At 65.1% G+C, this 25,848-nt stretch carries 26 protein-coding genes; 20 read left to right on the forward strand and 6 right to left on the reverse strand.

Features of this window, described 5'->3' with window-relative positions:
- The first annotated feature begins 56 nt into the window (after positions 1 to 56).
- Positions 57 to 1,031 carry a class II fructose-bisphosphatase gene (gene glpX, locus ACXYN8_RS00085; RefSeq protein WP_458887224.1) on the forward strand — a complete coding sequence of 325 codons (975 nt, stop codon included), beginning with the start codon at positions 57 to 59 and terminating at the stop codon, positions 1,029 to 1,031.
- A 15-nt stretch (positions 1,032 to 1,046) separates the two neighbouring features.
- On the opposite strand, the gene ACXYN8_RS00090 is transcribed toward glpX, so the two are convergent.
- The gene (locus tag ACXYN8_RS00090) at positions 1,047 to 1,298 is read right to left on the reverse strand and encodes a hypothetical protein (RefSeq protein WP_458887225.1); all 252 of its coding nucleotides are present in this window, start codon (positions 1,296 to 1,298) and stop codon (positions 1,047 to 1,049) included.
- Positions 1,299 to 1,400: 102 nt separating this feature from the next.
- Here ACXYN8_RS00090 and ACXYN8_RS00095 point away from each other — a divergent pair, with 102 nt between their 5' ends.
- The 17 genes from ACXYN8_RS00095 (at position 1,401) to ACXYN8_RS00175 (ending at position 19,086) form a co-directional block, all read left to right on the forward strand.
- The gene (locus ACXYN8_RS00095) at positions 1,401 to 2,336 is read left to right on the forward strand and encodes a ribose-phosphate pyrophosphokinase (RefSeq protein ID WP_458887226.1); all 936 of its coding nucleotides are present in this window, start codon (positions 1,401 to 1,403) and stop codon (positions 2,334 to 2,336) included.
- Positions 2,337 to 2,345: 9 nt separating this feature from the next.
- A complete protein-coding gene (locus ACXYN8_RS00100; protein ID WP_458887227.1) occupies positions 2,346 to 2,951 on the forward strand; it encodes a hypothetical protein in 606 nt (201 codons plus the stop codon).
- Positions 2,948 to 3,721, forward strand: coding sequence for a histidinol-phosphatase (hisN, locus tag ACXYN8_RS00105; RefSeq protein ID WP_458887228.1), 774 nt, complete (start codon positions 2,948 to 2,950; stop codon positions 3,719 to 3,721). The genes ACXYN8_RS00100 and hisN overlap by 4 nt, the downstream gene beginning before the upstream one ends.
- 45 nt (positions 3,722 to 3,766) lie before the next feature.
- Positions 3,767 to 4,525, forward strand: coding sequence for an SDR family NAD(P)-dependent oxidoreductase (locus ACXYN8_RS00110; protein ID WP_458887229.1), 759 nt, complete (start codon positions 3,767 to 3,769; stop codon positions 4,523 to 4,525).
- 147 nt (positions 4,526 to 4,672) lie between these two features.
- On the forward strand, positions 4,673 to 4,876 hold the full coding sequence (rpmI, locus tag ACXYN8_RS00115) for a 50S ribosomal protein L35 (protein WP_458887230.1): 204 nt from the start codon (positions 4,673 to 4,675) through the stop codon (positions 4,874 to 4,876).
- A gap of 17 nt (positions 4,877 to 4,893) precedes the next feature.
- Positions 4,894 to 5,250: a 50S ribosomal protein L20 gene (rplT, locus tag ACXYN8_RS00120; protein ID WP_458887231.1), complete on the forward strand. Its 357-nt coding sequence runs from the start codon at positions 4,894 to 4,896 to the stop codon at positions 5,248 to 5,250.
- Between the two features lie 250 nt (positions 5,251 to 5,500).
- A complete protein-coding gene (locus ACXYN8_RS00125) occupies positions 5,501 to 6,436 on the forward strand; it encodes a helix-turn-helix domain-containing protein (protein WP_458887232.1) in 936 nt (311 codons plus the stop codon).
- Positions 6,437 to 6,524: 88 nt separating this feature from the next.
- The gene (pheS, locus tag ACXYN8_RS00130) at positions 6,525 to 7,625 is read left to right on the forward strand and encodes a phenylalanine--tRNA ligase subunit alpha (RefSeq protein ID WP_458887233.1); all 1,101 of its coding nucleotides are present in this window, start codon (positions 6,525 to 6,527) and stop codon (positions 7,623 to 7,625) included.
- Positions 7,622 to 10,012 carry a phenylalanine--tRNA ligase subunit beta gene (gene pheT / locus ACXYN8_RS00135; RefSeq protein WP_458887234.1) on the forward strand — a complete coding sequence of 797 codons (2,391 nt, stop codon included), beginning with the start codon at positions 7,622 to 7,624 and terminating at the stop codon, positions 10,010 to 10,012. The genes pheS and pheT overlap by 4 nt, the downstream gene beginning before the upstream one ends.
- On the forward strand, positions 10,009 to 10,764 hold the full coding sequence (locus tag ACXYN8_RS00140; RefSeq protein WP_458887235.1) for an SDR family NAD(P)-dependent oxidoreductase: 756 nt from the start codon (positions 10,009 to 10,011) through the stop codon (positions 10,762 to 10,764). Before pheT ends, ACXYN8_RS00140 begins: the two co-directional genes overlap by 4 nt.
- Entirely contained in the window at positions 10,761 to 12,284 is a 1,524-nt protein-coding gene (locus ACXYN8_RS00145) for a peptide chain release factor 3 (protein WP_458887237.1), read from the forward strand. The genes ACXYN8_RS00140 and ACXYN8_RS00145 overlap by 4 nt, the downstream gene beginning before the upstream one ends.
- A 32-nt stretch (positions 12,285 to 12,316) precedes the next feature.
- Positions 12,317 to 12,892, forward strand: coding sequence for a pyridoxamine 5'-phosphate oxidase family protein (locus ACXYN8_RS00150; protein WP_458887238.1), 576 nt, complete (start codon positions 12,317 to 12,319; stop codon positions 12,890 to 12,892).
- Positions 12,893 to 12,899: 7 nt separating this feature from the next.
- Positions 12,900 to 13,601: an endonuclease/exonuclease/phosphatase family protein gene (locus ACXYN8_RS00155; protein WP_458887239.1), complete on the forward strand. Its 702-nt coding sequence runs from the start codon at positions 12,900 to 12,902 to the stop codon at positions 13,599 to 13,601.
- A 154-nt stretch (positions 13,602 to 13,755) separates the two neighbouring features.
- The gene (locus ACXYN8_RS00160; RefSeq protein WP_458888872.1) at positions 13,756 to 14,094 is read left to right on the forward strand and encodes a P-II family nitrogen regulator; all 339 of its coding nucleotides are present in this window, start codon (positions 13,756 to 13,758) and stop codon (positions 14,092 to 14,094) included.
- Between the two features lie 29 nt (positions 14,095 to 14,123).
- On the forward strand, positions 14,124 to 15,458 hold the full coding sequence (locus ACXYN8_RS00165; protein WP_458887241.1) for an ammonium transporter: 1,335 nt from the start codon (positions 14,124 to 14,126) through the stop codon (positions 15,456 to 15,458).
- 305 nt (positions 15,459 to 15,763) lie between these two features.
- The gene (locus ACXYN8_RS00170; RefSeq protein ID WP_458887242.1) at positions 15,764 to 18,493 is read left to right on the forward strand and encodes a TonB-dependent receptor plug domain-containing protein; all 2,730 of its coding nucleotides are present in this window, start codon (positions 15,764 to 15,766) and stop codon (positions 18,491 to 18,493) included.
- A gap of 68 nt (positions 18,494 to 18,561) precedes the next feature.
- Positions 18,562 to 19,086, forward strand: a complete 525-nt coding sequence (locus ACXYN8_RS00175) for a GNAT family N-acetyltransferase (RefSeq protein ID WP_458887243.1) — start codon at positions 18,562 to 18,564, stop codon at positions 19,084 to 19,086.
- A gap of 9 nt (positions 19,087 to 19,095) precedes the next feature.
- On the opposite strand, the gene ACXYN8_RS00180 is transcribed toward ACXYN8_RS00175, so the two are convergent.
- Genes ACXYN8_RS00180 through ACXYN8_RS00190 form a run of 3 tightly spaced genes read right to left on the reverse strand, consistent with a single transcriptional unit; the run spans position 19,096 to position 21,993 of the window.
- On the reverse strand, positions 19,096 to 20,682 hold the full coding sequence (locus ACXYN8_RS00180) for a GMC family oxidoreductase (RefSeq protein ID WP_458887244.1): 1,587 nt from the start codon (positions 20,680 to 20,682) through the stop codon (positions 19,096 to 19,098).
- 23 nt (positions 20,683 to 20,705) lie between these two features.
- Positions 20,706 to 21,590 carry a sterol desaturase family protein gene (locus ACXYN8_RS00185; protein WP_458887245.1) on the reverse strand — a complete coding sequence of 295 codons (885 nt, stop codon included), beginning with the start codon at positions 21,588 to 21,590 and terminating at the stop codon, positions 20,706 to 20,708.
- On the reverse strand, positions 21,583 to 21,993 hold the full coding sequence (locus ACXYN8_RS00190; protein ID WP_458887246.1) for a hypothetical protein: 411 nt from the start codon (positions 21,991 to 21,993) through the stop codon (positions 21,583 to 21,585). The genes ACXYN8_RS00185 and ACXYN8_RS00190 overlap by 8 nt, the downstream gene beginning before the upstream one ends.
- 88 nt (positions 21,994 to 22,081) lie before the next feature.
- Here ACXYN8_RS00190 and ACXYN8_RS00195 point away from each other — a divergent pair, with 88 nt between their 5' ends.
- Positions 22,082 to 23,509, forward strand: a complete 1,428-nt coding sequence (locus ACXYN8_RS00195; protein WP_458887247.1) for an amidohydrolase — start codon at positions 22,082 to 22,084, stop codon at positions 23,507 to 23,509.
- Between the two features lie 7 nt (positions 23,510 to 23,516).
- On the opposite strand, the gene ACXYN8_RS00200 is transcribed toward ACXYN8_RS00195, so the two are convergent.
- Complete coding sequence (locus tag ACXYN8_RS00200; RefSeq protein WP_458887248.1) at positions 23,517 to 23,969, reverse strand: protein tyrosine phosphatase family protein; 453 nt, start codon at positions 23,967 to 23,969, stop codon at positions 23,517 to 23,519.
- Positions 23,966 to 24,766, reverse strand: coding sequence for a TerC family protein (locus ACXYN8_RS00205; protein ID WP_458887249.1), 801 nt, complete (start codon positions 24,764 to 24,766; stop codon positions 23,966 to 23,968). The genes ACXYN8_RS00200 and ACXYN8_RS00205 overlap by 4 nt, the downstream gene beginning before the upstream one ends.
- A 241-nt stretch (positions 24,767 to 25,007) precedes the next feature.
- Between ACXYN8_RS00205 and ACXYN8_RS00210 the strand changes: the two genes are divergently transcribed.
- On the forward strand, positions 25,008 to 25,790 hold the full coding sequence (locus ACXYN8_RS00210; protein WP_458887250.1) for a cold-shock protein: 783 nt from the start codon (positions 25,008 to 25,010) through the stop codon (positions 25,788 to 25,790).
- The last annotated feature ends 58 nt before the right edge of the window (positions 25,791 to 25,848 follow it).

Consider the following 25,848-nt stretch of genomic DNA (forward strand, 5'->3'; position numbering starts at 1 on the left):
ACCATCTAAGCGCCCGCGCGAGTTACCTTTCCAACCGCTGAATTGCAGGTGAACCGATGAACAAGCCGACCGGCAGCCAGATCCTCGACCGCGTCCTCGTGCTGGAGATGGTGCGCGTGACGGAGGCAGCGGCCATCGCCGCGTCCAAGCTGGTCGGAAGGGGCGACGAAAAGGCCGCCGACGCCGCCGCCGTGGAAGCCATGCGCGAGGCGTTCGACGAACTCTACATGGATGGCACCGTCGTCATCGGCGAAGGCGAGCGCGACGAAGCGCCGATGCTCTTCATTGGCGAGAAGGTGGGACTGGGCAAAGGTCCGAAGATCGACATCGCGCTCGATCCGCTGGAAGGCACGACCATCACTGCCAAGGCCGGACCCAACGCACTGGCGGTGCTGGCGGCGGCGGAAGAAGGCTGTTTGCTCCATGCGCCCGACACCTACATGGAAAAACTGGCTGTGGGTCCGGGCTATCCCGACGGCATCATCGACCTCGCCAAGTCGCCGAGCGACAATGTCCGCGCCGTGGCAGAGGCCAAGGGCGTGAAGCCGGGCGACATCATCGTGTGCGTGCTCGACCGCCCGCGCCATGCCGAGCTTATCGCGGAACTGCGCGACCTGGGCTGCGGCGTCGTGCTGATCGGCGACGGCGACGTGGCGGGCGTCATCGCGGTGACCGACCCCGACACGACCATCGATATGTATATGGGCACCGGCGGCGCGCCCGAAGGTGTGCTGGCGGCCGCCGCGCTGCGCTGCGTCGGCGGGCAATTCAACGGACGCCTCGTCTTCCGCAACGACGACGAAAAGGCGCGCGCCCGCAAATGGGGCATCGAAGACAAGGACTTCGGCCGCATCTACAAGCTGGAAGAACTTGCCAAGGGCGACTGCATCTTCGCCGCAACCGGCGTCACCGACGGATCGCTGCTCGACGGGGTGAAGTATCTTCGCGGTGGCACCATGACGACCGAAAGCGTGGTGATGCGCGCCAGCTCGGGCACGGTCCGGTGGATCAAGGGTGAACACCGCGTCTGATCCGGGCCGACGGGCCTATCGGTCGGGAATGTCGCCTTCGTAGCCCAGACCGCGCAGCTCGTCCGCGCGCCCCTGAGCAGCCAGCTCGGCCACCGTGTCGGACGTGCCTTGTTCGGCGAGCGCCTCCGCGCTCCACAGGTCGGGGTCGGCCAGCTCGGGCGACGGCGGAACGGCAGCCGTTGCGGATGGCGTGTTCGGACCCAGCCAGATGCGAAGGGCGATCAGCATCACGCCAGCGACAATCAGGATGATGGGCAGCGTGTCCATCGCCCAACCCTATCCCCCGCGCCCGGGACTGGCAATCTTGCGCGGCACGGACGGCGCCTCTAGGGCGTCAGCGCAACTTCCATCCGACGGGATTTCGACTCCATGAAGATCATGTCCGGCAATTCCAACCTGCCGCTTGCCCGCGCCATCGCCGGCTATCTCGAGATGCCGCTGACCGATGCCAGCGTGCGCCGCTTCGCCGACGAGGAAATCTTCGTCGAGATTCACGAGAACGTGCGCGGCGAGGACGTCTTCCTGATCCAGTCGACCAGCTTCCCGGCCAATGACAACCTTATGGAACTGCTGATCGGCATCGACGCGCTGCGCCGCGCCTCGGCCCGGCGGATCACCGCGGTCGTGCCGTATTTCGGTTACGCACGGCAGGATCGGAAGCCCGGCCCGCGCACGCCGATCTCGGCCAAGCTGGTCGCGAACCTCATCACCGAAGCCGGGGCCGACCGCGTCCTCTCGGTCGACCTGCACGCCGGGCAGATCCAGGGCTTCTTCGACATTCCGACCGACAACCTCTTTGCAGCGCCGGTCATGGCGGCGGACATCCAGGCGCGCTACGGCGACCAGAGCCTGATGGTCGTCTCTCCCGACGTCGGAGGCGTGGTGCGCGCCCGTGCGCTGGCAAAGCGGCTCGACAACGCGCCGCTCGCCATCGTCGACAAGCGCCGCGACCGTCCGGGCGAGAGCGAGGTGATGAACATCATCGGCGAGGTAAAGGGCCGCCACTGCATCCTGATCGACGACATCGTCGATTCGGGCGGCACGCTTTGCAACGCGGCGCAGGCGCTGCTGGACGAGGGCGCCTCCAGCGTCGCCGCCTACATCACGCACGGCGTGCTGTCGGGCGCGGCGGTCGCACGCGTCGACAAGAGCGCCCTGAAGGAACTGGTGATTACCGACACCATCCTCGCCAGCGATGCCGCGAGGGATTCGAGCCGCATCCGCACGCTCACCATCGCGCCGCTGATCGGCGAGGCGGTGCGGCGCATCGCGGACGAAAGCAGCGTCTCCAGCCTGTTCGACTGACCCGGCCGGATGGACGCAAGTCCGGATCGCAACCGTCGCATCCGACCGCTGCATCTGGCGAGCGGGCTGCTCATCCTGATCTTCCTGGCGCTACACATGGCGAACCACCTCGCCATGTTCGCAGGGCAGGCAGCCCATATCGAGATGATGTCACGGGTCCGACCGTTCTACCGCAATGCGCTCGTCGAGCCGCTGCTGTTATCGGCGCTGGTGTTCCAGATCGGGTCGGGGCTGGCGATGATCTGGCGGACGCGCAGTTCGCGGACGGGCTATATTCCATGGCTTCAGGCCGGGTCGGGCATCGTGCTTGCCCTGTTTCTCCTCAACCACGTCATAGCGGTGCTGGCCGGTCGTTTCACGCTTGGCCTCGATACCAATTACCACTTTGCAGCGGCGGGATTTCACGCCGGGCTGGCGACGTTCTTCGTGCCTTACTACTTCCTCGGGGTAGCCTCGCTGTTCGTGCACGTCGCCTGCGCGCTGAGCTGGCACATCCGTTCGCGAACCATTCCTCTTTTCGTGGCCCTGGGCGGAATTGCGCTGGCATTCGGCCTGGTTGCGACCATGTGGGGAGATCCCGCCATTCCTGACCGCTATCTTGAAACGCATCGATGAAACTCACTTCCGAACTAGCAGTAGCACACCGGCTTGCCGACGCGGCGCGTGACGCGATCCGACCGCGGTTTCGCCAGCCGATCGATATCGAGCGCAAGGGCGATGCCTCGCCCGTCACCGAGGCGGACCGCGCCGCCGAGGAAGCAATGCGCCGCATTCTGATGGCCGAGTACCCGCAGGATTCGGTGCTGGGCGAGGAGTTTGGCGAGCACGAGGGGCGGTCGGGCCGGCAGTGGGTGCTCGACCCGATCGACGGCACGACCAATTTCCTTGCCGGTCGCCCCTTCTTCGGCACCCTCATCGCGCTGCTGGCAGACGGCTTTCCGGTGCTCGGCGTGATCGACCAGCCGATCCTCGGCGAACGATGGGTCGGCGTCGCTGGCCAGCCGACGACGCTCAACGGGACGGAAGTGCGGACTCGCAGTTGCCCGGAGTTGTCTGCCGCTACCATCGCCACCACCGGACCGCATTATTTCACCGTCGAGCAAGGCGACCGCTTCATGAAGCTCGCGGGAGAAACCGATCACAAGCGCATGGTGATGGGCGGCGATTGCTACAACTACGCCATGCTGGCGAGCGGGCACGTCGATATCGTGGCCGAGGCGGGGCTGAAGCTCTACGACCTCGCCGCGCTGGTGCCCGTGGTCGAAGGCGCGGGCGGAGTGATGAGCGACTGGCAGGGTGACCCGCTGCACGCAGGTTCGGACGGCCACGTTATCGCGGTCGGCGATCCGGCGCGGCTGGAGGACGTGGTCGAAGCGCTCGGCTGAGGCGCACGTTGAGGCACTCTCGGCGCAGATGTGCGTTGGAGTGGCATGACGGACACGATTGCTATTACCGGCGGCGGCGCGGGGATCGGGCGCGCGGTTGCGCTGCATTTTCTGGGCGAGGGCTGGCGGGTTGCGGCGCTCGACAAGGATGAGGCCGCGCTGAATGAACTGGCAGCGGCATGGCCGGACGACAGGCTGCTCACCCTCGTGGCCGACGTCGGGCAGGAAAATGCCGTGAAAAGCGCTTTCTCCACGCTCGCGAAATGGCTCGGCAACGACCCCTTGCGGTGTCTCGTCAACAATTCCGGGATCGCCGATCCCTATTGCGGTCCGCTGGAGGACCTTTCCCTGACAGACTGGCAAGGCTGGATCGACGCCTCGCTTACCGCCGCCTTTCTTTGCAGCCGTGCATCCCTTCCGCTGCTGCGACGAGCCAGCGGTGCGAGCATCGTCAACATATCCTCCACCCGCGCGGTGATGAGCGAGCCGGAAACCTTCGCCTATGCTGCGTCCAAGGGCGGCGTCGATGCGCTGACACATGCGATGGCCGTCTCGCTCGGCCCCGACATCCGCGTCAATGCAATCCGGCCGGGCTGGATCGAGACGCGCGACTGGCAGAAGCAGTCCCTGCGCGAGGAGGTCACGCACCGCAAGAAGGACCGCGAGCAGCATCCGGCGGGCCGGGTCGGCACGCCGCAGGACATCGCCGGGACGGTTGCGTGGCTGATCGACGCAGGCTTCGTTACCGGACAGCATATCAATGTCGACGGCGGTATGACGCGCAAGATGATCTACGCCGACTGAGCACCCGTGCGGATCGGCTCGCGCGGCTTGCATTCTGGCCACGATCCGCTATTGGCGCCCGCTTCACCGACACGTGATTCATGTGCCGGCCTGGCGACAAGGGCTGCCAGGGCTGGTTCGGACGTGTCTCTGACACAGGAGATGAAAATGCCCAAGCTGAAGACCAAGAGCGGTGTGAAGAAGCGCTTCAAGATCACCGCAACCGGCAAGGTCAAGCATGGTGTGGCCGGCAAGCGCCACCGCCTGATCAGCCATAATGCGAAGTATATCCGCCAGAACCGCGGCACCGACGTGTTGGCCAAGGCCGACTGGGCAGCCGTGAAAAGCTGGGCCCCCTACGGGCTCAAGTAAGCAGGAGGATATAGACTATGCCCCGCATTAAACGCGGCGTTACCACGCGCCAGAAGCACAAGCGGTTACTCGATCAAGCCAAGGGCTATCGCGGTCGTCGCAAGAACACCATCCGCGTTGCGCGCCAGGCGGTCGAGAAGGCCGGCCAGTACGCGTATCGCGATCGCAAGATCAAGAAGCGCAATTTCCGTGCGCTCTGGATCCAGCGCATCAACGCCGCAGTGCGCGAAGAAGGCCTGACCTATTCGCAGTTCATGCACGGCGTGAAGCTGGCCGGAATCGAGCTGGACCGGAAGGTCATGGCCGATCTCGCGATGAACGAAGGCGCCGCCTTCAAGACGATCATCGCTGAAGCCAAGAAGGCCATCGCCTGATCGCATCCGCTGCCTGACGGCGGCGAATGACAACGGGCCACAAGGCTCACGAAACGCACGGAACGGGCATCCCGTTTCCGTGCGTTTTGCGTTCCAAGCGCTGGAAATTGCATCCGTTTTGGACGCCATCTCCTGCCGACATGACAAATTGACCCTTGGATTTGCTTGGAAATTGCGCGATGGACCGGTTCGGATAGTATTTTCGTCCAGCATTTCCTGCTGGTTTAGAACAATCGAAGGGTCGGGCCCCGTGCCGGAAGAGCAATCGCCGATTGCTGTCACTTTCCTGCAACCTCCGCCGGAGTTGCAGCCCTACCTGACGGCTCTGTACCTCACCGAGATCAACGTCCCCGATGGGGAATGGATCGTCGATTACCTCCATCCGGAACGTGCCGCGTTGCGGTTCACCGATCCGACCCCGCCGCGTGGACGGGTGGGGGCGGGGGAGCTGGAAGAGCGCTACCGTTTCACGGCCAACGGACCGACCAGCCAGTCCGTGTGGTTCAGTATCTCGCGGGCGCGGTGCTGGGGCATCGGTCTGCAACCTGCGGGCTGGGCCAGGTTCATCGACGTTCCCGCAGACGCGCTTGCCGACACCATCGTGGACGGCAATGTCGAGCCCGCCTTCGCGCCCTTCGCCGGATTGACCGACATTATTTTCGACGAACGGCCCGATGCCCCGGCGGAAGCGCGGCGGATCGTCGAACATCTGCTCGCCATGGAACATCGGCCCGTCCCGCACGAGGAGGATATCTTCGCCGTGCAGGAGGCGATCCGCGATCCCGATCTGGCCGATGTCGCGGGCCTTGCGCGCGCCGTCGGCCTGTCTTCCAAGTCGCTCGGCCGGCTGTGCAAGCGCTACTTCGGGTTCAAGCCCAGCCTGCTGCTGCGCCGCCAGCGCTTCCTGCGCAGCCTCGCGCAATTCATGCTGGAGCCGAACCAGAACTGGTCGAGCGCGCTCGACGGGCAGTATTACGATCAGGCGCAGTTCAATCGCGATTTTCACCAGTTCATGGGGATGAATCCGTCCGATTACGCCAAGCTGCCACACCCCATCATCAACCCGATCATGCGACCGCGGATGGCCGATCTGGGCGCGGCCAAGCCGATCGAACTGCCCACCGTGCTGCGCTATGACGCGCTGGAGCGGGAGCAAAGGCTGACGCGCAACGACGCGGCCGAATAAGCCGAGGCCCTGGCAACAGCGAAATCCGGGCTTGGGCTAAGCGCCCGGCCCCGCTAGAGGCGACCGCTTGGAATTCAGGCGGAATGGCATGAGCAATCTGGAACAACTCGGCAGCGATGCGACGGCGCGCATCGCACAGGCAGAAGGCGCGGACGCGCTGGAGGCTCTGCGGATCGAATATCTCGGCAAGCAGGGCTCGATCTCGGCGCTGATGAAGACGCTCGGCGCGATGTCGCCGGAAGAGCGCCAGTCGCAGGCACCCCTCATTCAGGGTCTTCGCGGCACCGTGGCCGACGCGATCGCCGCCAAGAAGGCGCAGCTCGACGCGGCGGAACTCGAAACGAGGCTGGCGAGCGAGACGCTCGATCTGACGCTTCCCGCCCCGGTCGCGCCGCGCGGCAGCGTCCACCCGGTCAGCCAGGTTATGGACGAACTGGCGGAAATCTTCGCCGACCTCGGCTTTTCGGTCGCCACCGGGCCGGAGATCGAGGACGACTGGCACAATTTCACCGCTCTCAACATGGCGGAAGCCCATCCCGCGCGCGCCATGCACGACACGTTCTACTTCCCGGACGAGGACGGCAAAGGTCGCCGGATGCTCCTGCGCACCCACACCTCGCCGGTGCAGATCCGTTCGATGGTCGAACAGGGCGCCCCGATCCGCATCATCGCGCCGGGCCGTGTCTACCGGTCCGACAGCGACGCGACCCACACGCCGATGTTCCACCAAGTCGAAGGGCTGGTGATCGACGAGGGCATCCACCTCGGCCACCTCAAGTGGACACTGGAAACCTTCCTCAAGGCCTTCTTCGAGCGCGAGGACATCGTGCTGCGCCTGCGCCCCAGCTATTTCCCCTTCACCGAGCCTTCGGTCGAAGTCGATGTGGGCTGGCAGGACGTCGATGGTCGCCGTGTCCTCGGCGGTGACGGCGATGCGCCCGGTCACGGCTGGATGGAGCTGCTGGGCAGCGGCATGGTCAATCGCCGCGTGCTCGAATTCGCTGGCGTGGATGCGGACAGATACTCCGGTTTCGCCTTCGGTGTCGGCGTCGACCGCCTCGCCATGCTCAAATACGGGATGGACGATCTGCGCGCCTTCTTCGACGGCGACGGTCGCTGGCTGTCGCATTACGGCTTCTCGCCGTTCGACCAGCCGACCCTGTCCGCGGGCGTAGGAGCACGCGCATGAAGTTTTCCCTGGAATGGCTGAAGTACTTTCTCGACACCGATGCCTCGGTGGCGGAGATCGCGGCCGCGCTGAACACGCTCGGCCACGAGGTCGAGGGGATCGAGGATCCGGCGGACAAGCTCGCCGGTTTCAAGGTCGCGAAGGTGCTGACCGCCGCGAAGCACCCGGATGCCGACAAGTTGCAGGTGCTGACCGTCGACACGGGCGAAGGCGACCCGCTTCAGGTCGTCTGCGGCGCTCCGAATGCGCGCGCGGGCATGACCGGCGTGCTCGGCCTCCCCGGCGCAGTGGTGCCCGCCAACGGGATGGAGCTTCGCAAATCCGCCATCCGCGGGGTCGAAAGCAATGGCATGATGTGTTCCGTGCGCGAACTGGAACTCGGCGATGAACACGACGGGATCATCGAACTGCCCGCCGATGCCCCGGTTGGCGCGAGCTTCGCTGAATATCACAACGCCTCGCCGGTGTTCGACGTAGCGATCACGCCCAATCGCCCCGATTGCATGGGCGTGATGGGCCTCGCGCGCGATCTCGCCGCTGCGGGCGTGGGCACGTTCAAGCCAATCGAGGTTCCCCAGATCGTCGGCAAGGGCGCGTGCCCGGTCGAGATCCGGATCGAGGATGCCGAAGGTGTGCCGGCGTATTATGGCCGCGTGATCCGCGGCGTTTCGAACGGGGCCAGCCCGGACTGGATGCAGCGCCGCCTCAAGGCCGCGGGGCAGCGCCCGATCTCCGCCGTGGTCGACATGACCAATTACCTCATGCTCGCTTTCGGGCGGCCGGCGCACGCCTACGACCTCGCCAAGCTGAGCGGTCCCATGGTGGCGCGGCGCGCGCGCAACGGCGAAACGGTGCTCGCACTCAACGAGAAAACCTACACGCTGGACGACAGCATCACCGTCATCGCCGACGACAATGGCGTCCACGACGTCGCCGGGATCATGGGCGGAGAGGATACGGGGGTCACTGAAACGACGACCGATGTCCTGCTGGAAATCGCCTATTTCGACCCGGAACGCATCGGGGTGAGCGGGCGCAGGCTCGGCCTTGCCAGCGATGCGCGCACGCGGTTCGAGCGGGGGGTGGATCCTGCCTTCCTCGACGACGGGCTGGCGCTGCTGACCGACCTCATCCTGCGCTTCTGCGGCGGAGAGGCGAGCGAGGTTTCGCGCGTCGGCGCTCCGCCGGTGGAACCGAAGGTGGTCGCGTTCGATCCTGCCATGACCGCCCGTCTCGGCGGTATCGACGTGCCGGAAGCGGACCAGCGCCGCATCATGGAAGCGCTCGATTTCAGGGTCGACGACAACTGGCAGGTGACCTGCCCGCCGCGCCGCCACGACATCGAAGGACCGGCCGATCTGGTCGAGGAGGTCGTGCGCGTTCATGGTCTCGACCGCGTCGAAAGCGTGGCGCTGCCGCGGGCAGAGGGCGTCGCCCGGCCAACCGCTTCGCCGCAGCAGGTGATGGAACGCAGGCTGCGCCGGACGGCAGCGGCTCGCGGTCTGCACGAGGCCGTGACCTGGTCCTTCCTCCCTACCGCAGATGCCGAGCATTTCGCGGATGGCGCTCCGCTCTGGGTGCTCGACAATCCGATCAGCGAGGACATGAAGGCCATGCGCCCCTCGCTCATCCCCGGCCTTCTCTCCGCGGCGAAACGCAATGCCGATCGGGGGTCGGATGGCTCGCGCCTGTTCGAGATCGGGCGTCGTTATTTCCGCAAGGGCGATGGCGCGAGTGACGAAAAGCCGACGCTCGGCGTGGTGCTGTCCGGTGTGAAGACCGCGCGCGGCTGGGACAGCGGCAAGACCTCCCCGTTCGACGCCTACGACGCGAAGGCGGAAGCGATGGCTCTGCTCGAAGCGGCTGGTGCGCCGGTCGCGAACCTGATGGTGATGGGTGAGGCGGGCGACCAGTTCCACCCCGGCCAGTCCGCCACGCTGCGGCTCGGCCCCAAGAACGTGCTTGCCCGCTTTGGCGCCTTGCATCCGGCGACGCTCAAGGCCTTCGACATCGAAGGGCCGGTGGTGGCGGTGGAGCTGTTCCTCGACGGCATTCCGGCAAGGAAGGGCGCAGCCAGCTTCGCCCGGCCCGCCTACACGCCGCCCGCGCTGCAGGCGCTCACCCGCGACTTCGCCTTCCTCGTCCCTGCCGATCTGGCTGCAGGCGATCTGGTCAAGGCCGTGCGCGGCGCGGACAAGCAGGCGATCACCGACGCCCAAGTGTTCGACGTCTTCGCCGGGCAGGGCGTGCCGGAGGGCAGGAAATCGGTCGCGATCGAAGTCGTGCTCCAGCCGGGCGAGAAGACCTTTACCGATGCCGAAATCAAGGCGTTGTCGGACAAGATCGTCGCAGCAGCGGCGAAACACGGAGCGGAGCTACGCGGATGAAAACGGCTTTCGTAACAGGCGCCACTGCCGGGATCGGCGAGGCAACGGTACGCACTCTGGTCGCCAGCGGCTGGCGCTGCATCGCCACCGGGCGGCGGCAGGACAGGCTCGACGCACTGGTCGGTGAGCTTGGCGCGGACAAGGTCCACGCGGCCTGTTTCGACGTGCGCGATACCGACGCGATGGACGCAGCGATCGCCGCGCTGCCGCCCGAGTTCGCGGGGGTCGACCTGCTCGTCAACAACGCCGGCCTCGCGCAAGGCTTGTCGCCCGCACAGGAAGCCAGCCTCGACGACTGGCATACGATGATCGACACCAATGTGACGGCGATGGTGGTGCTGACGAGGCTGCTGCTGCCGCTGCTGATCGAACGCAAGGGCGCGATCATCGCGATCGGGTCGGTAGCGGGGAACTACATCTATCCGGGCGGCAACGTCTATGCCGGGTCAAAGGCTTTCGTGAACCACTTCACACTAGCGCTGCGCGCCGACCTGCACGGTACGGGCGTGCGCGTAACCAGTATCGAGCCGGGCATGGTCGAGACCGAGTTCACGCTGGTGCGGACCGGCAGCCAGCAGGCGAGCGACGATCTCTATCGCGGCACCAACCCGATGACCGGGCAGGACATAGCCGACATGATCAAGTGGGTGGCCGAACTGCCGCCGCATCTCAACATCAACCGGCTCGAACCCATGCCGGTCAATCAGGACTTCGCGGGCTTCCGCGTGGCGCGCCCTCAAGAGAGCACATGACTTCCAACCGCCGCACTTTCGCGATCATCTCGCACCCCGACGCGGGCAAGACCACGCTGACCGAAAAGCTGCTGCTGACCGGCGGCGCGATTCACCTTGCGGGCGAGGTCAAGGCGCGCGGCGCGGCGCGGCGGGCGCGTTCCGACTGGATGAAGATCGAGCAGCAGCGCGGCATCTCGGTGACGTCCAGCGTGATGACGTTCGAGCGGGACGGCATCACCTTCAACCTGCTCGACACGCCGGGGCACGAGGATTTCTCCGAGGATACCTACCGCACGCTGACCGCGGTCGATTCCGCGATCATGGTGATTGACGCGGCCAAGGGGATCGAGCCGCAGACGCGCAAGCTGTTCGAGGTGTGCCGCCTGCGCAGCGTGCCGATCATTACCTTCGTCAACAAGGTCGACCGTGAAGGCCGCCCGGTGTTCGAACTGCTGGACGAGATCGCCGACATGCTCGCGCTCGACGTGTCGCCGCAGATGTATCCGGTCGGCATGGGTGGCGAATTTCAGGGCATCCTCGACTTCGCGAGCGGCGAGGTCGTCGTGCCGGAAGGTCCGTCCAAAGAATTCCACGGCAAGCGCGTGGCCGATTTTGCCCTGCCCGACGCCGTGGCAGAGAATGCCGAACTGGCGCAGATCGGTTATCCCGAATTCGACCTGGAAGCCTATCGCAACGGCGATCTGACGCCGGTGTATTTCGGATCGGCGCTCAAGAATTTCGGCGTCACCGAACTCATCGATGCGATCGCGCAACACGCCCCGCCGCCGCGCCCGCAACCGGCAGGTGACGAGAAGATCGGCCCGGAACGCGACGAGGTAACCGGCTTCATCTTCAAGGTGCAGGCCAACATGGACCCCAACCACCGCGACCGCATCGCGTTCATGCGGCAGGTTTCGGGCACTTTCAGACGCGGCATGAAACTGACGCCGAGCGGCCTCGGCAAACCCATCGCGGTTCATTCGCCGATCCTGTTCTTCGCGCAGGACCGCGAAATCGCGGACACCGCGCAGGCGGGCGACATCATCGGGATACCGAACCACGGCACGCTGCGCGTCGGCGACACGCTTTCCGAGAAGAACGAGGTTCGCTTCACCGGCCTCCCGAACTTCGCGCCCGAAATCCTGCGCCGCGTGCAGCTGAAAGATCCGACCAAGACCAAGCAGCTACGCAAGGCTCTCGACGACTTGTCCGAAGAGGGCGTTATCCAGGTCTTCTATCCGGAGATCGGCGCGCAATGGATCGTCGGCGTGGTCGGTCAACTTCAGCTAGAAGTGCTGATCAGCCGCCTCTCCGCGGAATACAAGGTCGAAGCCGCGCTCGAGCCTTCGCCATTCGCCACCGCGCGCTGGATCGGCGGGGATACCAAGGCGCTCGACGAGTTCGAGAAGTTCAATCGCGCCAACCTTGCCAAGGACCGCGACGGCGATCTCGTGTTCATGGCGAAAAGCCCTTGGGACGTGAACTACCAGCAGGAAAAGAACCCCGAACTGAAATTCTCCGCCACCAAGGAGCGGTGACAAGCGCAGCGCGATGGCTTAGCTTCGCTTCCATGGCCGACTTCTTCGACACGCTGGACGACAGGCACATCGCGATGATCGCGAAGCAGCCGGTGTTCTTCGTCGCCACGGCGGCGGAAGGTGCGCGGATCAATCTGAGCCCCAAGGGTTACGATGCTTTCCGCGTTCTCGGGCCGGACCGTGTCGCTTATCTCGACCTCGGCGGATCGGGGAACGAGACCAACGCGCATCTCATGGCCGACGATAACGGCCAGGGTGGCCGCATCACCGTCATGTTCTGCAATTTCGAACAACCCGCGCTGATCCTGCGGATCTACGGCAAGGGCCGTGCCGTTTTGCCCGCCGATGCGGAGTGGGAAGGGCTGGCGCAGCACTTCACCCTTCTTCCCGGAACTCGCCAGATCTTCGACATCGCGGTGGAAAGCGTGCAAACCAGCTGCGGCTGGGGTGTGCCTTTCATGGAATATCGCGACGAGCGTGCGACGCTGAAGAAAGCCCACGCCAACAGCAATCCGGACGAATGGGCCGCGAAGATGTCGCTGCGAATCAGCAGCATCGACGGCCTGCCAGCGCGCCCGACCGATCGTTATATCGCGGGCGAGGCCTGAAACTCGCTTGCAGCTCACCTTCGCCAGTTACAACATTCACAAGGCCGTCGGCGTCGATCGCCGGCGCGACCATGACCGCATCATCAGCGTGCTGCGCGAGATGGATGCAGATGTCATTGCCTTGCAGGAAGCCGATCGCCGCGTCGGGGAACGTGCCACCGTGCTGCCGCGCGCCGCGCTGGACGACACGCCGTGGCGCCCGGTACCCGTTGCGCGGCGCCCGCAAAGCCTCGGCTGGCATGGCAACGCCCTGCTGGTGCGGCGCAGTTTCAGGATGATCGACCATGCCGCGATAGTGCTGCCGACGCTGGAGCCACGCGGTGCGGTGCGCGTGGATCTGGAGGTCGAGGGCAAGCGGCTGCGCGTGATCGGCACGCATCTCGACCTGTCGGGCCTGCGCCGCCGTGACCAGATCCGCGCGATCCTGAAGCATCTCGAAGAGATCGACGGCGATCTACCGACCGTGCTGATGGGCGATTTCAACCAATGGGGGCACGGCTCGGGCGCGATGCGCGAGTTCGGCAAAGGCTGGCACTCGCTGGTGCCGGGCAAGAGCTTCCCCAGCCGCAGGCCGATCGCCTGCCTCGACCGCATTATCGCCAGCAGACACTGGAAGTGCGGTCCGGCGGGGGTCCATCACAGCGGGCTAAGCGCACAGGCATCGGATCATCTGCCGGTCCATGCCGAGCTGACTCTGCACAAAAAATAGGCAGCGCCTGACGCATTTTCCGGCGCATCGGCTCGAATGCCGTGGTGCGGCGCAGCAATTATTGCCGCAATCTTAACGCACTGCCGAACTGGCACACCCCTTGCATTGTGTTTTGCTGGCCGTGGGATCGGTCAAGCAACAGCAGGGGTCCATGATGAAATTCATCATCGCCATTATCAAACCGTTCAAGCTGGACGAGGTGCGCGAAGCGCTTGGCCAGGTCGGCGTCGCCGGCATGACCGTGTCCGAAGTCAAGGGCTTCGGCCGCCAGAAAGGCCAGACCGAGATTTACCGCGGTGCGGAATACTCGACCAATATGCTTCCCAAGGTGAAGCTGGAAATCGCCGTGCCCGCCGCCATGGCCGCGCAGGTGGTCGAAACCATCCAGCAAGCCGCCAGCACCGACAGCATCGGCGATGGCAAGGTTTTCGTCTTCGACCTGGCGGAAGCGACGCGCATCCGCACCGGCGAAACCGGCGAGACTGCGCTGTGAGCGCGTTTCACGCAACGAGGGGTAACACGATGATCCGCAAAACGATCTGCGGTGCAGCGGCGCTGGGCGCCAGCCTGTTCGCCGCCACCGCCGCTTTCGCGCAGGAAGCGGCCGAGCCTGCGGCAGAAGCTGCCGCCGCCGTCGCCAATCCGGGTAACAACGCCTGGATGATGACTGCCACCATTCTGGTCCTGCTGATGATCCTGCCGGGCCTCGCACTGTTCTATGGCGGCCTGACGCGCGGCAAGAACATGCTTTCCACCATGACGCAGGTCGGCGGTGCAGCCTGTCTTGCCATGTTGATCTGGGTGATGTGGGGCTATTCCACCGCCTTCGGTCCGGAAGGCAACGCCTTCTTCAGCTGGGGCAATCTGTTCCTGAGCCAGGTTACGCCGGACACGACCGCGGCAACCTTCAGCGATGAAGTGATTAGCGAGTACGTCTTCGTCAGCTTCCAGATGACCTTCGCCGCGATTACCGCCGCGCTGGTTCTGGGTGCGACGGTCGAGCGGCTGAAGTTCTCCGCCGCGATGCTGTTCACCGCCATCTGGCTGACCATCGTCTACTTCCCGATCGCGCACATGGTGTGGGCGGGCGGCGGCCTTCTCTTCGAAATGGGCGCTCTCGACTTCGCCGGCGGTACGGTCGTGCATATCAATGCCGGTGTCTCGGCTCTGGTACTGTGCATGTTCCTCGGCAAGCGCACGGGCTACCCGGCAGAACCGATGCCGCCGCACAGCCTGACGCTGACGCTGGTCGGTGCAGGTCTGCTGTGGGTGGGCTGGTTCGGCTTCAACGCCGGTTCGGAACTCGAAGCTGACGGCGTTGCGGGCCTCGCCATGATCAATACCTTCGTCGCCACGGCGGCGGGTGCCATGGCCTGGATGCTGATGGAGCGCTTCTCCGGCCACAAGGGCAGCGCACTGGGCTTCGCATCGGGCCTCATCGCCGGTCTCGTCGCGGTCACCCCGGCAGCCGGCAACTCCGGCCCGTTCGGCGCCATCGTGCTCGGCATCGTCGCTTCGATCATCGCCTACATTGCGGTGGCCAAGCTCAAGCCCAAGTTCGGTTATGACGACTCGCTCGACGTGTTCGGCATCCACGGCGTAGCCGGGATCGTCGGCGCGATCGGCACCGGGATTGTCTACCAGCCGGGCTTCGGCGGACCGGGCGACGGTTCGACCGCCATGGGCGCGCAGGTGATGACGCAGATCATCGCCGTGGCAGTGGCAATTGCCTGGGCTGCCGTGGGCACCGCCATCACTGCCTTCGTCGTCAAGATGGTCACCGGCCTGCGGGTCGACGTGGCTGCCGAGCGCGAAGGCCTCGACATCTCCGACCACGGAGAGCGCGCCTACAACTGATCGGGTGGCATCGCGCGGACGGGGGGAAACGGGCCGCGCGATGTCCCCGTACCGAATTGACCGAATTGGCGGGGGGAGGTTCTCTCCTCTCCCCCTCCCCCCGCTAACCCACGTTCCTCCTGCGAACGAACACAAACTGTTGAAGGGCCGGAGTTTTCTCCGGCCCTTTTTTTGCGTGTTGTAACAATGCAACGCCAAAGCGCCGGTTGACGCAACAACTGCCAAAAACCTTGTGTCATTTTTGTTTCATGGAAAGACTAACGACGGGTTGCATCTGTTGCGACCGAGTGAGGGAGTTTCGAAACATGAAAAAGGGTTTGCGCATCACTGCCTGCCGGGCCGCCCTGGCCTGCGGCGCGGCATCGCTCGCTTTCTCCGCCCCGGCTTACGCCCAGGACGCGGACGAGGAAGCGGAAGTCATCATCGTCACCGGTACGCGCCAGCAAGATCGCTCGGCCGCGGACACGGTCGCCCCGGTGGACATCGTGTCCGGCGCGGAGCTTTCTAATCAGGCGTCGAGCGATATCGGCAACGCGCTGCGTATCTCGGTGCCCTCGTTCAACGTCAGTACCCAGCCGATTTCCGACGCGGCCACTCTGGTGCGCCCGGCGAACCTGCGCGGCCTTTCGCCGGACAACACGCTGGTTCTGGTCAACGGCAAACGGATGCATCGCGCATCGGTCATCTCCTTCCTCGGCGGCGGTATCTCCGACGGTTCGCAGGGACCTGACATTTCGGTCATCCCGTCCATCGCGATCAAGCAGCTCGAAGTCCTGCGCGACGGCGCATCCTCGCAATACGGTTCCGACGCCATTGCCGGCGTGCTGAACTTCATCCTGCGCGATTCCCCCGACAGCGGGGAGGTCACCGCCAAGTGGGGCGAAACCTACGAAGGCGATGGCGATACCTACACCATTGCCGCGAACCTCGGCGTGCCGCTGGGTGAAGGCGGCTTCTTCAACCTCAGCGCCGAATATGGCGAATCCGACGCGACCAACCGCTCGATCCAGCGCGACGATGCCGCTGCGCTCATAGCGGCGGGCAACACCGCGGTTGCCGACCCGGCGCAGATCTGGGGTCAGCCCAACGTCAACGACGATCTGAAGCTGTATGCGAACTTCGGCCTCGACCTGACCGACGACGTCACCTGGTACGCCTTCGGCAACTATGCTGAGCGCAATGTCGACGGCGGGTTCTTCTATCGCAATCCGACCAATCGCGGCGGGGTCTATGCCGGTCCGATGGTCGATCCGGTCACGGGCTTTGCCTCCAACGCGCCGAATGCCGTACCGTCGGTGCTGGTGGGCGATCTGTCGAACACCACGGCGGGCGATTGCCCGGCGGGTATCCCACTGACGCAAGGCGGGCTGATCCCCGACCCGACCGTGCTGGCAGCTGTCACCGCAGACGACAATTGCTTCTCCTTCGTCGAACTGTTCCCCGGCGGCTTCACCCCGCGCTTCGGCGGCGACGTTGTCGACTATTCGATCGCGACGGGCCTGCGCGGCCAATTGCTTGGCGGACTCGATTTCGACCTCAGCTACCGTCACGGTCGCAACAAGGCATTCTTCGAGATCCGCAACACGATCAACGCCTCGCTCGGCCCCAACACGCCGACGCGGTTCAGCCCGGGGGCGTACTCGCAGACCGAAAACGTCTTCAACCTCGACGTCGGCTACAACGTCCCGCTTGGCGGCGGTTCGGTCTATGTCGCGGCAGGTGCGGAATATCGCGACGAAACCTTCGGCATCACGGCAGGCGATGCCGCGTCCTACGCGCTCGGCCCGCTCGCCCAGCCGACCGCGGCCTATCCGACGGGGCAGGGTTTCTCGACCAGCTCGAACGGCTTCCCCGGCTTCGCCCCCAACAGCGCCGGCGATTTCAAGGAAGATAACAAGGCAGGCTATATCGATATCGAAGCCGACCTGATCGAGGCGCTGACATTGCAGGCTGCGGTGCGGTACGAAGACACCAAGAGCTTCGGCAACACCACCACCTGGAAGGTCGGGGCGCTCTATAAGCTGTCGGATGCCTTCCGCCTGCGCGGCACCTACTCCACCGGCTTCCATGTGCCGACTGCGGGGCAGGCCAACGTCATTAACGTGACGACGCAGTTCTCGAACGGCGAGCTGCAGGATGAAGGCACCTTCCCGCTCAACAGCCCGGCTGGCCTGATCGCATCGGATTACATTTCCGATTCGACCGCGAATGGCGGCCTCGGTCTTGCCCGTCCGACTCTCGGGCCGGAGAAGGCGGACAGCTTCACTCTCGGCGTGGCTGGAGATGTCGGAGCGATCAGCTTCACGCTGGACTACTTCAACATCAAGCTGAAGGACCGCATCTCGCGTTCGTCCACGATCGATTTCCCGGCGGCGCTCTGCTATCTCGCAGACCGCGAAGGGGTGGCGAACAACTGCACCGCCACGTTCACGCCCGCTCCGGCAGAGCTGCTGACGCAGCTTGACGCAGCTGGGGTGATCGACCGGGCCGATTTCACCGGGTTCGAGGATCTGGTGGCCTTCACCTTCTTCAACAACGATTTCGACACGCGTACGCAAGGCGTCGATTTCGTCACCAATGCGCGGTTCTTCCTGACCGAAGGCGGGCGGACCAATGCAACGCTGGCGGTGAACTACACCAAGACCGAAGTGACCGATCTGGGCGCGACGATCTCTCCGGTGCGTGCCCGCCAGCTGGAAGAAGGCCTGCCGCGCTGGAAGGGCTTCCTCAACCTGACGCACGAGCAGGGCCGGGTGCGTGGCCTGCTTCGCGCCAACTACTTCGGCAAATATTACGAAGCCCACCTGGAAGACGACACGCTGCCGATCGATGCCGGCGCGCGCGTGACGGTGGATGCCGAAGTCGGTTACGAAGTCATCGACGGGCTCGAACTGTCGGTCGGCGCGCAGAACCTGTTCGACACCTATCCCACGCTCAACCCGTGGGCAGGGATCGTCGGTGCGAAGTATGGCGAGCGCTCGCCCTTCGGCTTCAACGGCGGCAGCTACTACATCCGCGGACGGTACGAGTTCTGATCGCCCACGGATTGTCGTAATAAGAGGGGCGGCCTGCGGGTCGCCCCTTTTTCGTGCGGAGAGCCCTGATGCTACATTTGCGAATTGCCACCGATGAGGACGTGGATGCCATCGCGGCGTTGATGGCGCTTGCGATCGAGCAATTGCAGCGCGGTTTCCTGAGCCCTGAACAGATCGAGGCATCGAAAACCGCGATGGGGCTCGATCGCCAGCTGATCGAGGACGGTACTTATTTCTGCGTCGAGGATGGCGATGCGCTGGCCGGGTGCGGGGGCTGGTCGCGGCGGGCAACGCTGTACGGCGGCAATCACAGCGCGGGCCGCGATCCGCGCCTGCTCGACCCGGCAACCGAGCGCGCCCGCATCCGGGCCATGTACACCCACCCAGATCACGTACGCAAAGGCGTGGGCCGGATAATCATCGAGGCAGCCGAGGCCGCCGCACGCGCGGAGGGCTTCGCTGCCATGGAAATGGCTGCGACCGCTGCGGGCGTGCCGTTCTATCTCACCTGCGGCTACACGATCGAGAGCGAGTGGTTCGACACCAACGGCGCCGTTCCCGTACCGCTCGCGACAATGGTGAAGCGGCTCTAGGCCAGCGCGCTAGGCCAGCGCGGCCTTCACGAAATCGGCGCAGCGTTCGCCGATCATGATACTGGGCGCGTTGGTATTGCCGCTGACGAGGCGCGGCATCACGCTGGCATCGGCGATCCAGAGGCCGTCGACATCGCGCGCTTTCAGCTTCGGGTCGACCACGCTCGCATCGTCGCCGCCCATGCGGCAGGTGCCGACCGGGTGGTAGACCGTGTCCGCGCGGTTGCGGATCATCTCGTCGAGCGCGGCATCGTCCTGCAAATCGACGGGGTGGCGGTCGGTCGGGCCGAAAGCATTGAGCGGCGGCGTGTCCACGATGCGATGCGACAGCCTCACGCCTTCGCGCAGCACTGCCATGTCGCGGTCGTCGTCGAGGAAATTGGGATCGATCAGCGGCGCATCGCCAGCCTCGCGCGTGGCCAGCCGAACCGTGCCGCGACTTTCCGGGCGCAGGACGCAGGCGTGAAGGGAGAAGCCGTGGCCCTTCACCTTTTCGCGCCCGTGATCCTCCAGCATCGCGGGGACGAAGTGCCATTGCACGTCGGGAGCGGGGGCGTCGTCCATGACCTTCCAGAACCCGCCGGCTTCGGCATAGGGCGTGGTCATGATGCCGGTGCGCTTGCGGCGGTGTTCGACGATGGCCTTGGCCATGCGAAGCGTGCCTTTCAGGCTATCGCCGATGGTTTCGTCGCTTTCCGTTGCGAAGGCGGAGACGTAGTCCGGGTGATCCTGCAGGTCGGAGCCGACTGCCGCGCGGTCCGCCAGCACGTCGATGGCATGTTCGCGCAAGTGCTCCGCCGGACCGATGCCGGACAGCATCATGATCTGCGGCGTGTTGAACGCGCCCGCGCACAAGACCACGCCGCCGCGCGCGGTGATCGTCCGCTCGCGCTTGCCGACCTTGTAGGTGACGCCGGTGACGCGTCCGTCGGTGATCTCCAGTTTCTGCACGGTCACGCCGATGCGGATGTCGAGATTGCGCCGTCCTCTGATCGGCTCGACATATGCGCGCGCCGCCGACCACCGTTCACCCATGCGCTGGGTCACCTGGTAAACGCCGAAGCCCGCCTGTTTCTCGCCGTTGAAGTCGGTGCTGACCGGCAGTTGCAAGGCCGCTGCACCGTCGACGAAGGCCTGGCTGGCAGGGTTGATCCATTTCTGGTCGGACACCCACAGCGGGCCGTCGTAGCCGTGGTATTCGTCGGCGCCGCGCACGTTGTGCTCGGCCTTACGGAAGTAGGGCAGCACGTCATCATAGGCCCAGCCGGTGCAGCCAAGCTGCGCCCAGTTGTCGTAGTCCCACCGATTGCCGCGGATGTAGATCATCGCGTTGATGGCGCTCGATCCGCCCAGTCCCTTGCCGCGCGGCTGGTACCCGATGCGCCCGTTCAGACCCTTCTGCGGCACCGTTTCGTACCGATAGTTCACGTCGCCGCGCAGGAAGGGCATGAAGCCGGGCGTCTTGACCAGCATGGTGTTGTTGCGACCCCCGGCCTCCAGCAGGCAGACCGAGCGCGAGCCGTCCTCGGCCAGCCGCCCCGCGACCGCGCTGCCGCCGCTGCCGCCGCCGATCACGATGATGTCGAATTCGTCCATCTGCTCTCTCCTCTGGACCGCTGTCAGCGACCCGTTCTCTCCATCCAGCGCGCGCGGATCGCCTCGGACCCCTCGCGGCTGTCGTCATGGCTCCACCCCGGCGGCCGCCAGAGGTAGGACAGCTTGTGCCGCCACGGCGCGCGGCGCAGGTCGCGCGCAATGCCTATCCATTCGTGAAAGGCGGCCCACAGCAGGTTGAAACTGCCCAGCTGATGGACGATGCCGTAGCGTGCCCGCTCCTCGTCCAGCTCCGGCTGGAAGGTGCCGAACATCCTGTCCCATACAATGAAGACGCCGGCATAATTGCGGTCGAGGTAGAGCGGATTGGTCGCGTGGTGGACGCGGTGATGGCTCGGCGTGTTCATAACCGCTTCGAACCAGCGCGGCATCCGACCGATCGCCTCCGTATGGATCCAGAACTGGTAGATCAGGTTGAAGCCCGCGCAGATCGCCAGCATCACCGGGTGAAATCCGATCAGGATCAGCGGCAACCGGAAGACGAACGACGCCGCGAAAAAGCCCGTCCAGGTCTGCCGCAGCGCGGTGGAGAGATTGTAATGCTGGCTCGAATGGTGGTTCACGTGGCTCGCCCAGAACCACCGCACGCGGTGCGCGCTGTGGTGGAAGGCGTAATAGGCCAGATCGTCGAGCACGAAACACAATGGCCATGCCCACCACGCCCACCCGACGGTCAGCAGGCGATAGTCGTACAGCCAAAGCGAGAGAGCGAGGATCAACCCCCCGAAGGCGATGCCCGCCACCGTGCTGCCCAGCCCGAAGGCGAGGCTGACCAGCGTGTCGCGCGGTTCATACGCATCGGGCTTGCGCCGCCGAGCCCACAGCATTTCGAGCAGTACCAGCAGCACGAAGGCGGGCACGGCATAGTCGATGGGGTTGAAGTCAAGCATGGGCGGGCTTCCCGACGTGGCGGAATTGCGCGGCCCAGTGCGCCGCCGCATCGCCCAGATCGAAGGTCACGCTGCCGAAGGTTCGCTCCGCCGGGGTGATGGTGAGCAGGTGTCGGTCCAGCCGCGCCTCGCTCTCCGAATCGAGCAGCCGCGCAGCGAAGTGGGAGCCGTGTTTGCGAAGGAGGAGCACACGGTTCGCACCGTCCCGCAGCAGCGCACCCTGTCCGGCACGGTCGACGGCGACTTCCACCGGATCGAAGCCGCAAAGCGCCTCTTGTGCCAGCGTGCGGGCATGCGCGTCGTCAATGATGCGGCTGTCCCCGCCAAGCTGCCAATGCTGCGCGAGCCACGCCAGCGCGAGAATCGCGAGCAGCGAACCCAGCATTTGTGCGGCAGTGGCCATGACGCATGCTGGCACAGGCCGGCAGGCCCGTCGAGCCTTGCCGAGAGGGATGAGTGCGGTAGAACTGGCGCGATAACGGGAGGATACGATGCTCAAGACCGCTGCCACCATGCTTGCCGTAACGGCAACCCTGTCTGCCAGCGCATTGCAGGCACAGTCCGCAGACGGCGCTGCCCTGGCCGAAGCGGAAGCCGGCCGCACGGCCGAGGTTGCTCGCCAGATCTGGGAATTCGCGGAAGTCGGCTATCAGGAGCAACGATCGAGCGCGCTGCTTCAGTCGCAGCTGAAGGCGGAAGGCTTTGCCGTCGAAACCGGTGTCGCGGGCATCCCGACCGCTTTCGTCGGGGAATGGGGGAAGGGCGGCCCGGTCATCGCCATTCTCGCGGAAATGGACGCCTTGCCCGGCATTTCGCAGACTGACGAGCCGGTGCGCGAAGAGCGTGGCGATGCCGCCGCCGCCCATGCCTGCGGACACAATCTCTTCGGTGCCGGGTCGCTCAGCGCGGCGATCGCGGTGAAGAACTGGCTCGAACTCAGCGGCACGCCGGGGCGGGTCCGGCTGTACGGCACGCCTGCGGAAGAAGGCGGTTCGGGCAAGGTCTACATGGTACGCGACGGGCTGTTCGACGATGTCGACTTCGCCATCCACTGGCACGCCGATGACGAGAACAGCGCCGCGGCGCAGACCAGCCTTGCCAATCGCTCCGCCAAGTTCCGTTTTCGCGGAAAGTCCGCCCATGCCGCCGGCGCGCCGGAACGCGGGCGCTCCGCCCTCGACGGGGTGGAGGCGATGAACATCATGGCCAACATGATGCGCGAACACACGACCATGGATTCGCGCATCCATTACGTCATCACCGAAGGCGGCAGCGCCCCCAATGTCATCCCCGACTTCGCCGAGGTCTTCTACTACGTCCGCCATTCCGAGACCGGCGAGGTGGAGGCGATGTGGGAGCGGCTGGAGAATATCGCGCGCGGCGCTGCGCTCGGCACGGGAACGCAGGTCGAATGGGAGATCATCCACGGCAACAACCCGCTGCTGGTGAACGAGACGCTGGCAAAGATGATGGACACGAAGCTGCGGCAGGTCGGCGGCGTCGATTATACGGCGCAGGAGCGGGCGTTCGCTGCCAAGCTGTCCGAAAGCCTTGGCGATGCGGCTAAGCCTCTGGAAAGCGCGGCGCAGATCCAGCCCTACGAGAAGTCGCTCGGCTACGGCTCGACCGACGTGGGCGACGTCAGCTGGGCCACGCCGACAGTGGGCGTGCGGACCGCTGCATGGGTGCCGGGCACCAGCGCGCATAGCTGGCAATCCGCGGCCGCCAGCGGCACGACAATCGGCTTCAAAGGCGCGCAGGTGGCCGCGGAAGCCATGACTCTGGCCGCGATCGAGCTGTTCTCCAACGAGGCGTTGCGGACACAGGCGCGGGCCGAATTCGAAGCGTCGCGCGGCAAGGGGTACGAGTACCGCTCCCTCCTCGGGGATCGCGACCCGCCGCTCGATTACCGCAAGTAGGTCAGCCTTAGGACGGGTCTTCGGATTGCGCCCGTCCGGCAAACATGTCCATCGCCGGGCGAATGGGGGACACGTCGTATCCTGCGCTGGCCGCCGCCGCGGCGACAGCCTGCGGGTCTTCGCCGCCGCGCGTTTGTGCCAGCGACCACAAGAGCGTGGAACGCGTGCCCGAACGGCAATAGCCCAGCACCTTGCCTTCCGCCTGCGCCAGCGCCTCCTCCAGCGCCGCGACCTGCGGCTCGCTGAAGCCCGCGCTGGTAACCGGGATGGCGATGTATTCGAGGCCCGCCTCGCGCGCGGCAGCTTCGATTTCGGCACCGGGGGTCTGGCCGGGCTCTTCACCGTCGGGACGGTTGTTGACGATCAGCGTCACGCCCTGCGCCTTCGCCTCTGCCACATCGGCAGGGGTGATCTGCGGGCTGGCGAGCATGGTCTCGGACAGGGCGCGAAAATCGGTCATGCCGCGGCGTTCTTCGCGATCTTGCGGCGGCGTTGCACCATGTTGAGGATTTCCACTCCGACCGAGAAGCCCATGGCGACGTAGATGTAACCCTTGGGCACGTGGAAGCCGAAGCCGTCTGCGATCAGGACCAGCCCGATCATCACGAGGAAGGCGAGAGCCAGCATCACCAGCGTGGGATTGGCTTCGATGAACCTCGCCAGCGGATCGGCCGCGACCATCATGATGCCGACCGTGATGACGACTGCCGTCACCATGATCGGGATGTCATCCGTCATCCCGACGGCGGTCAGGATCGAATCGACGCTGAAGACCAGGTCGATGGCGACGATTTGCGCGATCACGGCGCCGAAGCTGGCCTTGACCGCGTCCGCCACGCCGGGCGTCTTGTCGAGAAGGTCGCCGGAATTGTCTTCCGGTACCATCGAATGGTGGATTTCCTTGGTCGCCTTCCACAGCAGGAACAGGCCGCCTGCCAGCAGGATCAGGTCACGGCCCGAAAAGGCGGTTTCGAAACTGGGTTCGCCATACTGGTTCTCTGTCCCCACGATGCCGAGATCGAACAGAGGGGTCTGCAAGGTCACCAGCCAGCCGATCAGCAACAGCAGACCGATTCGCATAATCAGCGCGAGGCTGAGGCCGATCCGACGCGCGCGCTGTTGCTGGTGTTCGGGCAGCTTGTTGGACAGGATCGCGATGAAGATCAGATTGTCGATTCCCAGAATCACCTCGAGTGCGATCAGGGTCAGCAATGCCGCCCAGGCGGCGGGGTCCGATAGGAGAGGCATGATGTCCATTGCCGCCAGTTTTGGCGCAGCGATTCACGCGGTTCAAGCACCTTCGTGCACGCATCGCGCGGACAGGGCGCGCGACAGTTGCGCTTAAAACGTTCGCTCTGCACAAGATGATGCGCTATAGCCACCAGCCGAGGGAAGGGTCCGGCGGCCAAATTTCGCCTATCGGCCCGAGGTTTCGAAGCTCTTCGCCCGGCTTCGTGACGAGTTCTTACAGGGCGGAGCGAAGGTTTGTTTTAGGTTCATGGGTTACGATAAAGGGCGCCGGCGTGGGCGCGACAAGCGCGACGGTTTCGGTGAAGAGGGCTTCGATCCGTTCTACCAGGGCGGCGGCGACTTCGGCGGCGGTAACAACGACCGGTTCGGCGGCGGCAATAACGATCGCTTCGGCGGCGGCGGCGGCGACCGATTCGGTGGCGGCGGCGGTGATCGCGGCCCGCGCGGCGGCTATGGCGGCGGCGGCGGCGGTGGCGACCGCGGCGGCTTCGGCGGCGGCAACCGGGGCGGTGCCGGTGGCGGCGCGCCCCGCGGTATGCCCGCACAGGTCGTCGGTACCGGCCAGGGCAAGGTAAAGTTCTTCAACACCCAGAAGGGCTTCGGCTTCATCCAGCGCGACGAAGGCGGCGAGGACGTGTTCGTCCACATCAGCCAGGTCGAACGTGCGGGCCTCGAAGGCCTCGCCGAAGGGCAGGAGCTGCAGTTCAATCTCGTCGATCGTGGCGGGAAGGTCTCTGCTGCCGACCTGCAGGTCGTCGGTGACGTCATTGCGGTCGAAAGCCGGCCCGCAGCGCCGCAGCGCGAGCTGACCGGTGAGAAGGCGGCCGGCACGGTCAAGTTCTTCAACTCGATGAAGGGCTTCGGCTTCATCGTGCGCGACGATGGCGCGCCCGATGCTTTCGTGCACATCAGCGCGGTCGAACGCTCGGGTCTGTCGGGCCTCAACGAAGGCGAACGTTACGAGTTCGACATCGAAGTCGACCGACGAGGCAAGCATTCGGCAGTGAACCTGGTCCCCGTACAGGGCTGACCCGATCCTGCCGCGCCGACCGCGCTTGCGGCGGCGGACACAACGCTAGAAATGGCGG

It is taken from the genome of Altererythrobacter sp. CAU 1778 (assembly GCF_054482795.1).

Excerpts from the sequence above, each read along its gene's own strand:
- ACXYN8_RS00090 (WP_458887225.1), bottom strand. The coding sequence starts at position 1,298 with ATGGACACGCTGCCCATCATCCTGATTGTCGCTGGCGTGATGCTGATC.
- ACXYN8_RS00180 (WP_458887244.1), bottom strand. The coding sequence starts at position 20,682 with ATGGACGAATTCGACATCATCGTGATCGGCGGCGGCAGCGGCGGCAGC.
- ACXYN8_RS00165 (WP_458887241.1), top strand. The coding sequence starts at position 14,124 with ATGATCCGCAAAACGATCTGCGGTGCAGCGGCGCTGGGCGCCAGCCTG.
- glpX (WP_458887224.1), top strand. The coding sequence starts at position 57 with ATGAACAAGCCGACCGGCAGCCAGATCCTCGACCGCGTCCTCGTGCTG.
- pheS (WP_458887233.1), top strand. The coding sequence starts at position 6,525 with ATGAGCAATCTGGAACAACTCGGCAGCGATGCGACGGCGCGCATCGCA.
- ACXYN8_RS00190 (WP_458887246.1), bottom strand. The coding sequence starts at position 21,993 with ATGGCCACTGCCGCACAAATGCTGGGTTCGCTGCTCGCGATTCTCGCG.
- ACXYN8_RS00150 (WP_458887238.1), top strand. The coding sequence starts at position 12,317 with ATGGCCGACTTCTTCGACACGCTGGACGACAGGCACATCGCGATGATC.
- ACXYN8_RS00095 (WP_458887226.1), top strand. The coding sequence starts at position 1,401 with ATGAAGATCATGTCCGGCAATTCCAACCTGCCGCTTGCCCGCGCCATC.
- ACXYN8_RS00195 (WP_458887247.1), top strand. The coding sequence starts at position 22,082 with ATGCTCAAGACCGCTGCCACCATGCTTGCCGTAACGGCAACCCTGTCT.
- pheT (WP_458887234.1), top strand. The coding sequence starts at position 7,622 with ATGAAGTTTTCCCTGGAATGGCTGAAGTACTTTCTCGACACCGATGCC.
- ACXYN8_RS00140 (WP_458887235.1), top strand. The coding sequence starts at position 10,009 with ATGAAAACGGCTTTCGTAACAGGCGCCACTGCCGGGATCGGCGAGGCA.
- ACXYN8_RS00175 (WP_458887243.1), top strand. The coding sequence starts at position 18,562 with ATGCTACATTTGCGAATTGCCACCGATGAGGACGTGGATGCCATCGCG.
- rpmI (WP_458887230.1), top strand. The coding sequence starts at position 4,673 with ATGCCCAAGCTGAAGACCAAGAGCGGTGTGAAGAAGCGCTTCAAGATC.
- ACXYN8_RS00200 (WP_458887248.1), bottom strand. The coding sequence starts at position 23,969 with ATGACCGATTTTCGCGCCCTGTCCGAGACCATGCTCGCCAGCCCGCAG.
- ACXYN8_RS00110 (WP_458887229.1), top strand. The coding sequence starts at position 3,767 with ATGACGGACACGATTGCTATTACCGGCGGCGGCGCGGGGATCGGGCGC.
- rplT (WP_458887231.1), top strand. The coding sequence starts at position 4,894 with ATGCCCCGCATTAAACGCGGCGTTACCACGCGCCAGAAGCACAAGCGG.
- ACXYN8_RS00160 (WP_458888872.1), top strand. The coding sequence starts at position 13,756 with ATGAAATTCATCATCGCCATTATCAAACCGTTCAAGCTGGACGAGGTG.
- ACXYN8_RS00170 (WP_458887242.1), top strand. The coding sequence starts at position 15,764 with ATGAAAAAGGGTTTGCGCATCACTGCCTGCCGGGCCGCCCTGGCCTGC.
- ACXYN8_RS00205 (WP_458887249.1), bottom strand. The coding sequence starts at position 24,766 with ATGGACATCATGCCTCTCCTATCGGACCCCGCCGCCTGGGCGGCATTG.
- ACXYN8_RS00185 (WP_458887245.1), bottom strand. The coding sequence starts at position 21,590 with ATGCTTGACTTCAACCCCATCGACTATGCCGTGCCCGCCTTCGTGCTG.
- ACXYN8_RS00100 (WP_458887227.1), top strand. The coding sequence starts at position 2,346 with ATGGACGCAAGTCCGGATCGCAACCGTCGCATCCGACCGCTGCATCTG.
- ACXYN8_RS00210 (WP_458887250.1), top strand. The coding sequence starts at position 25,008 with ATGGGTTACGATAAAGGGCGCCGGCGTGGGCGCGACAAGCGCGACGGT.
- hisN (WP_458887228.1), top strand. The coding sequence starts at position 2,948 with ATGAAACTCACTTCCGAACTAGCAGTAGCACACCGGCTTGCCGACGCG.
- ACXYN8_RS00145 (WP_458887237.1), top strand. The coding sequence starts at position 10,761 with ATGACTTCCAACCGCCGCACTTTCGCGATCATCTCGCACCCCGACGCG.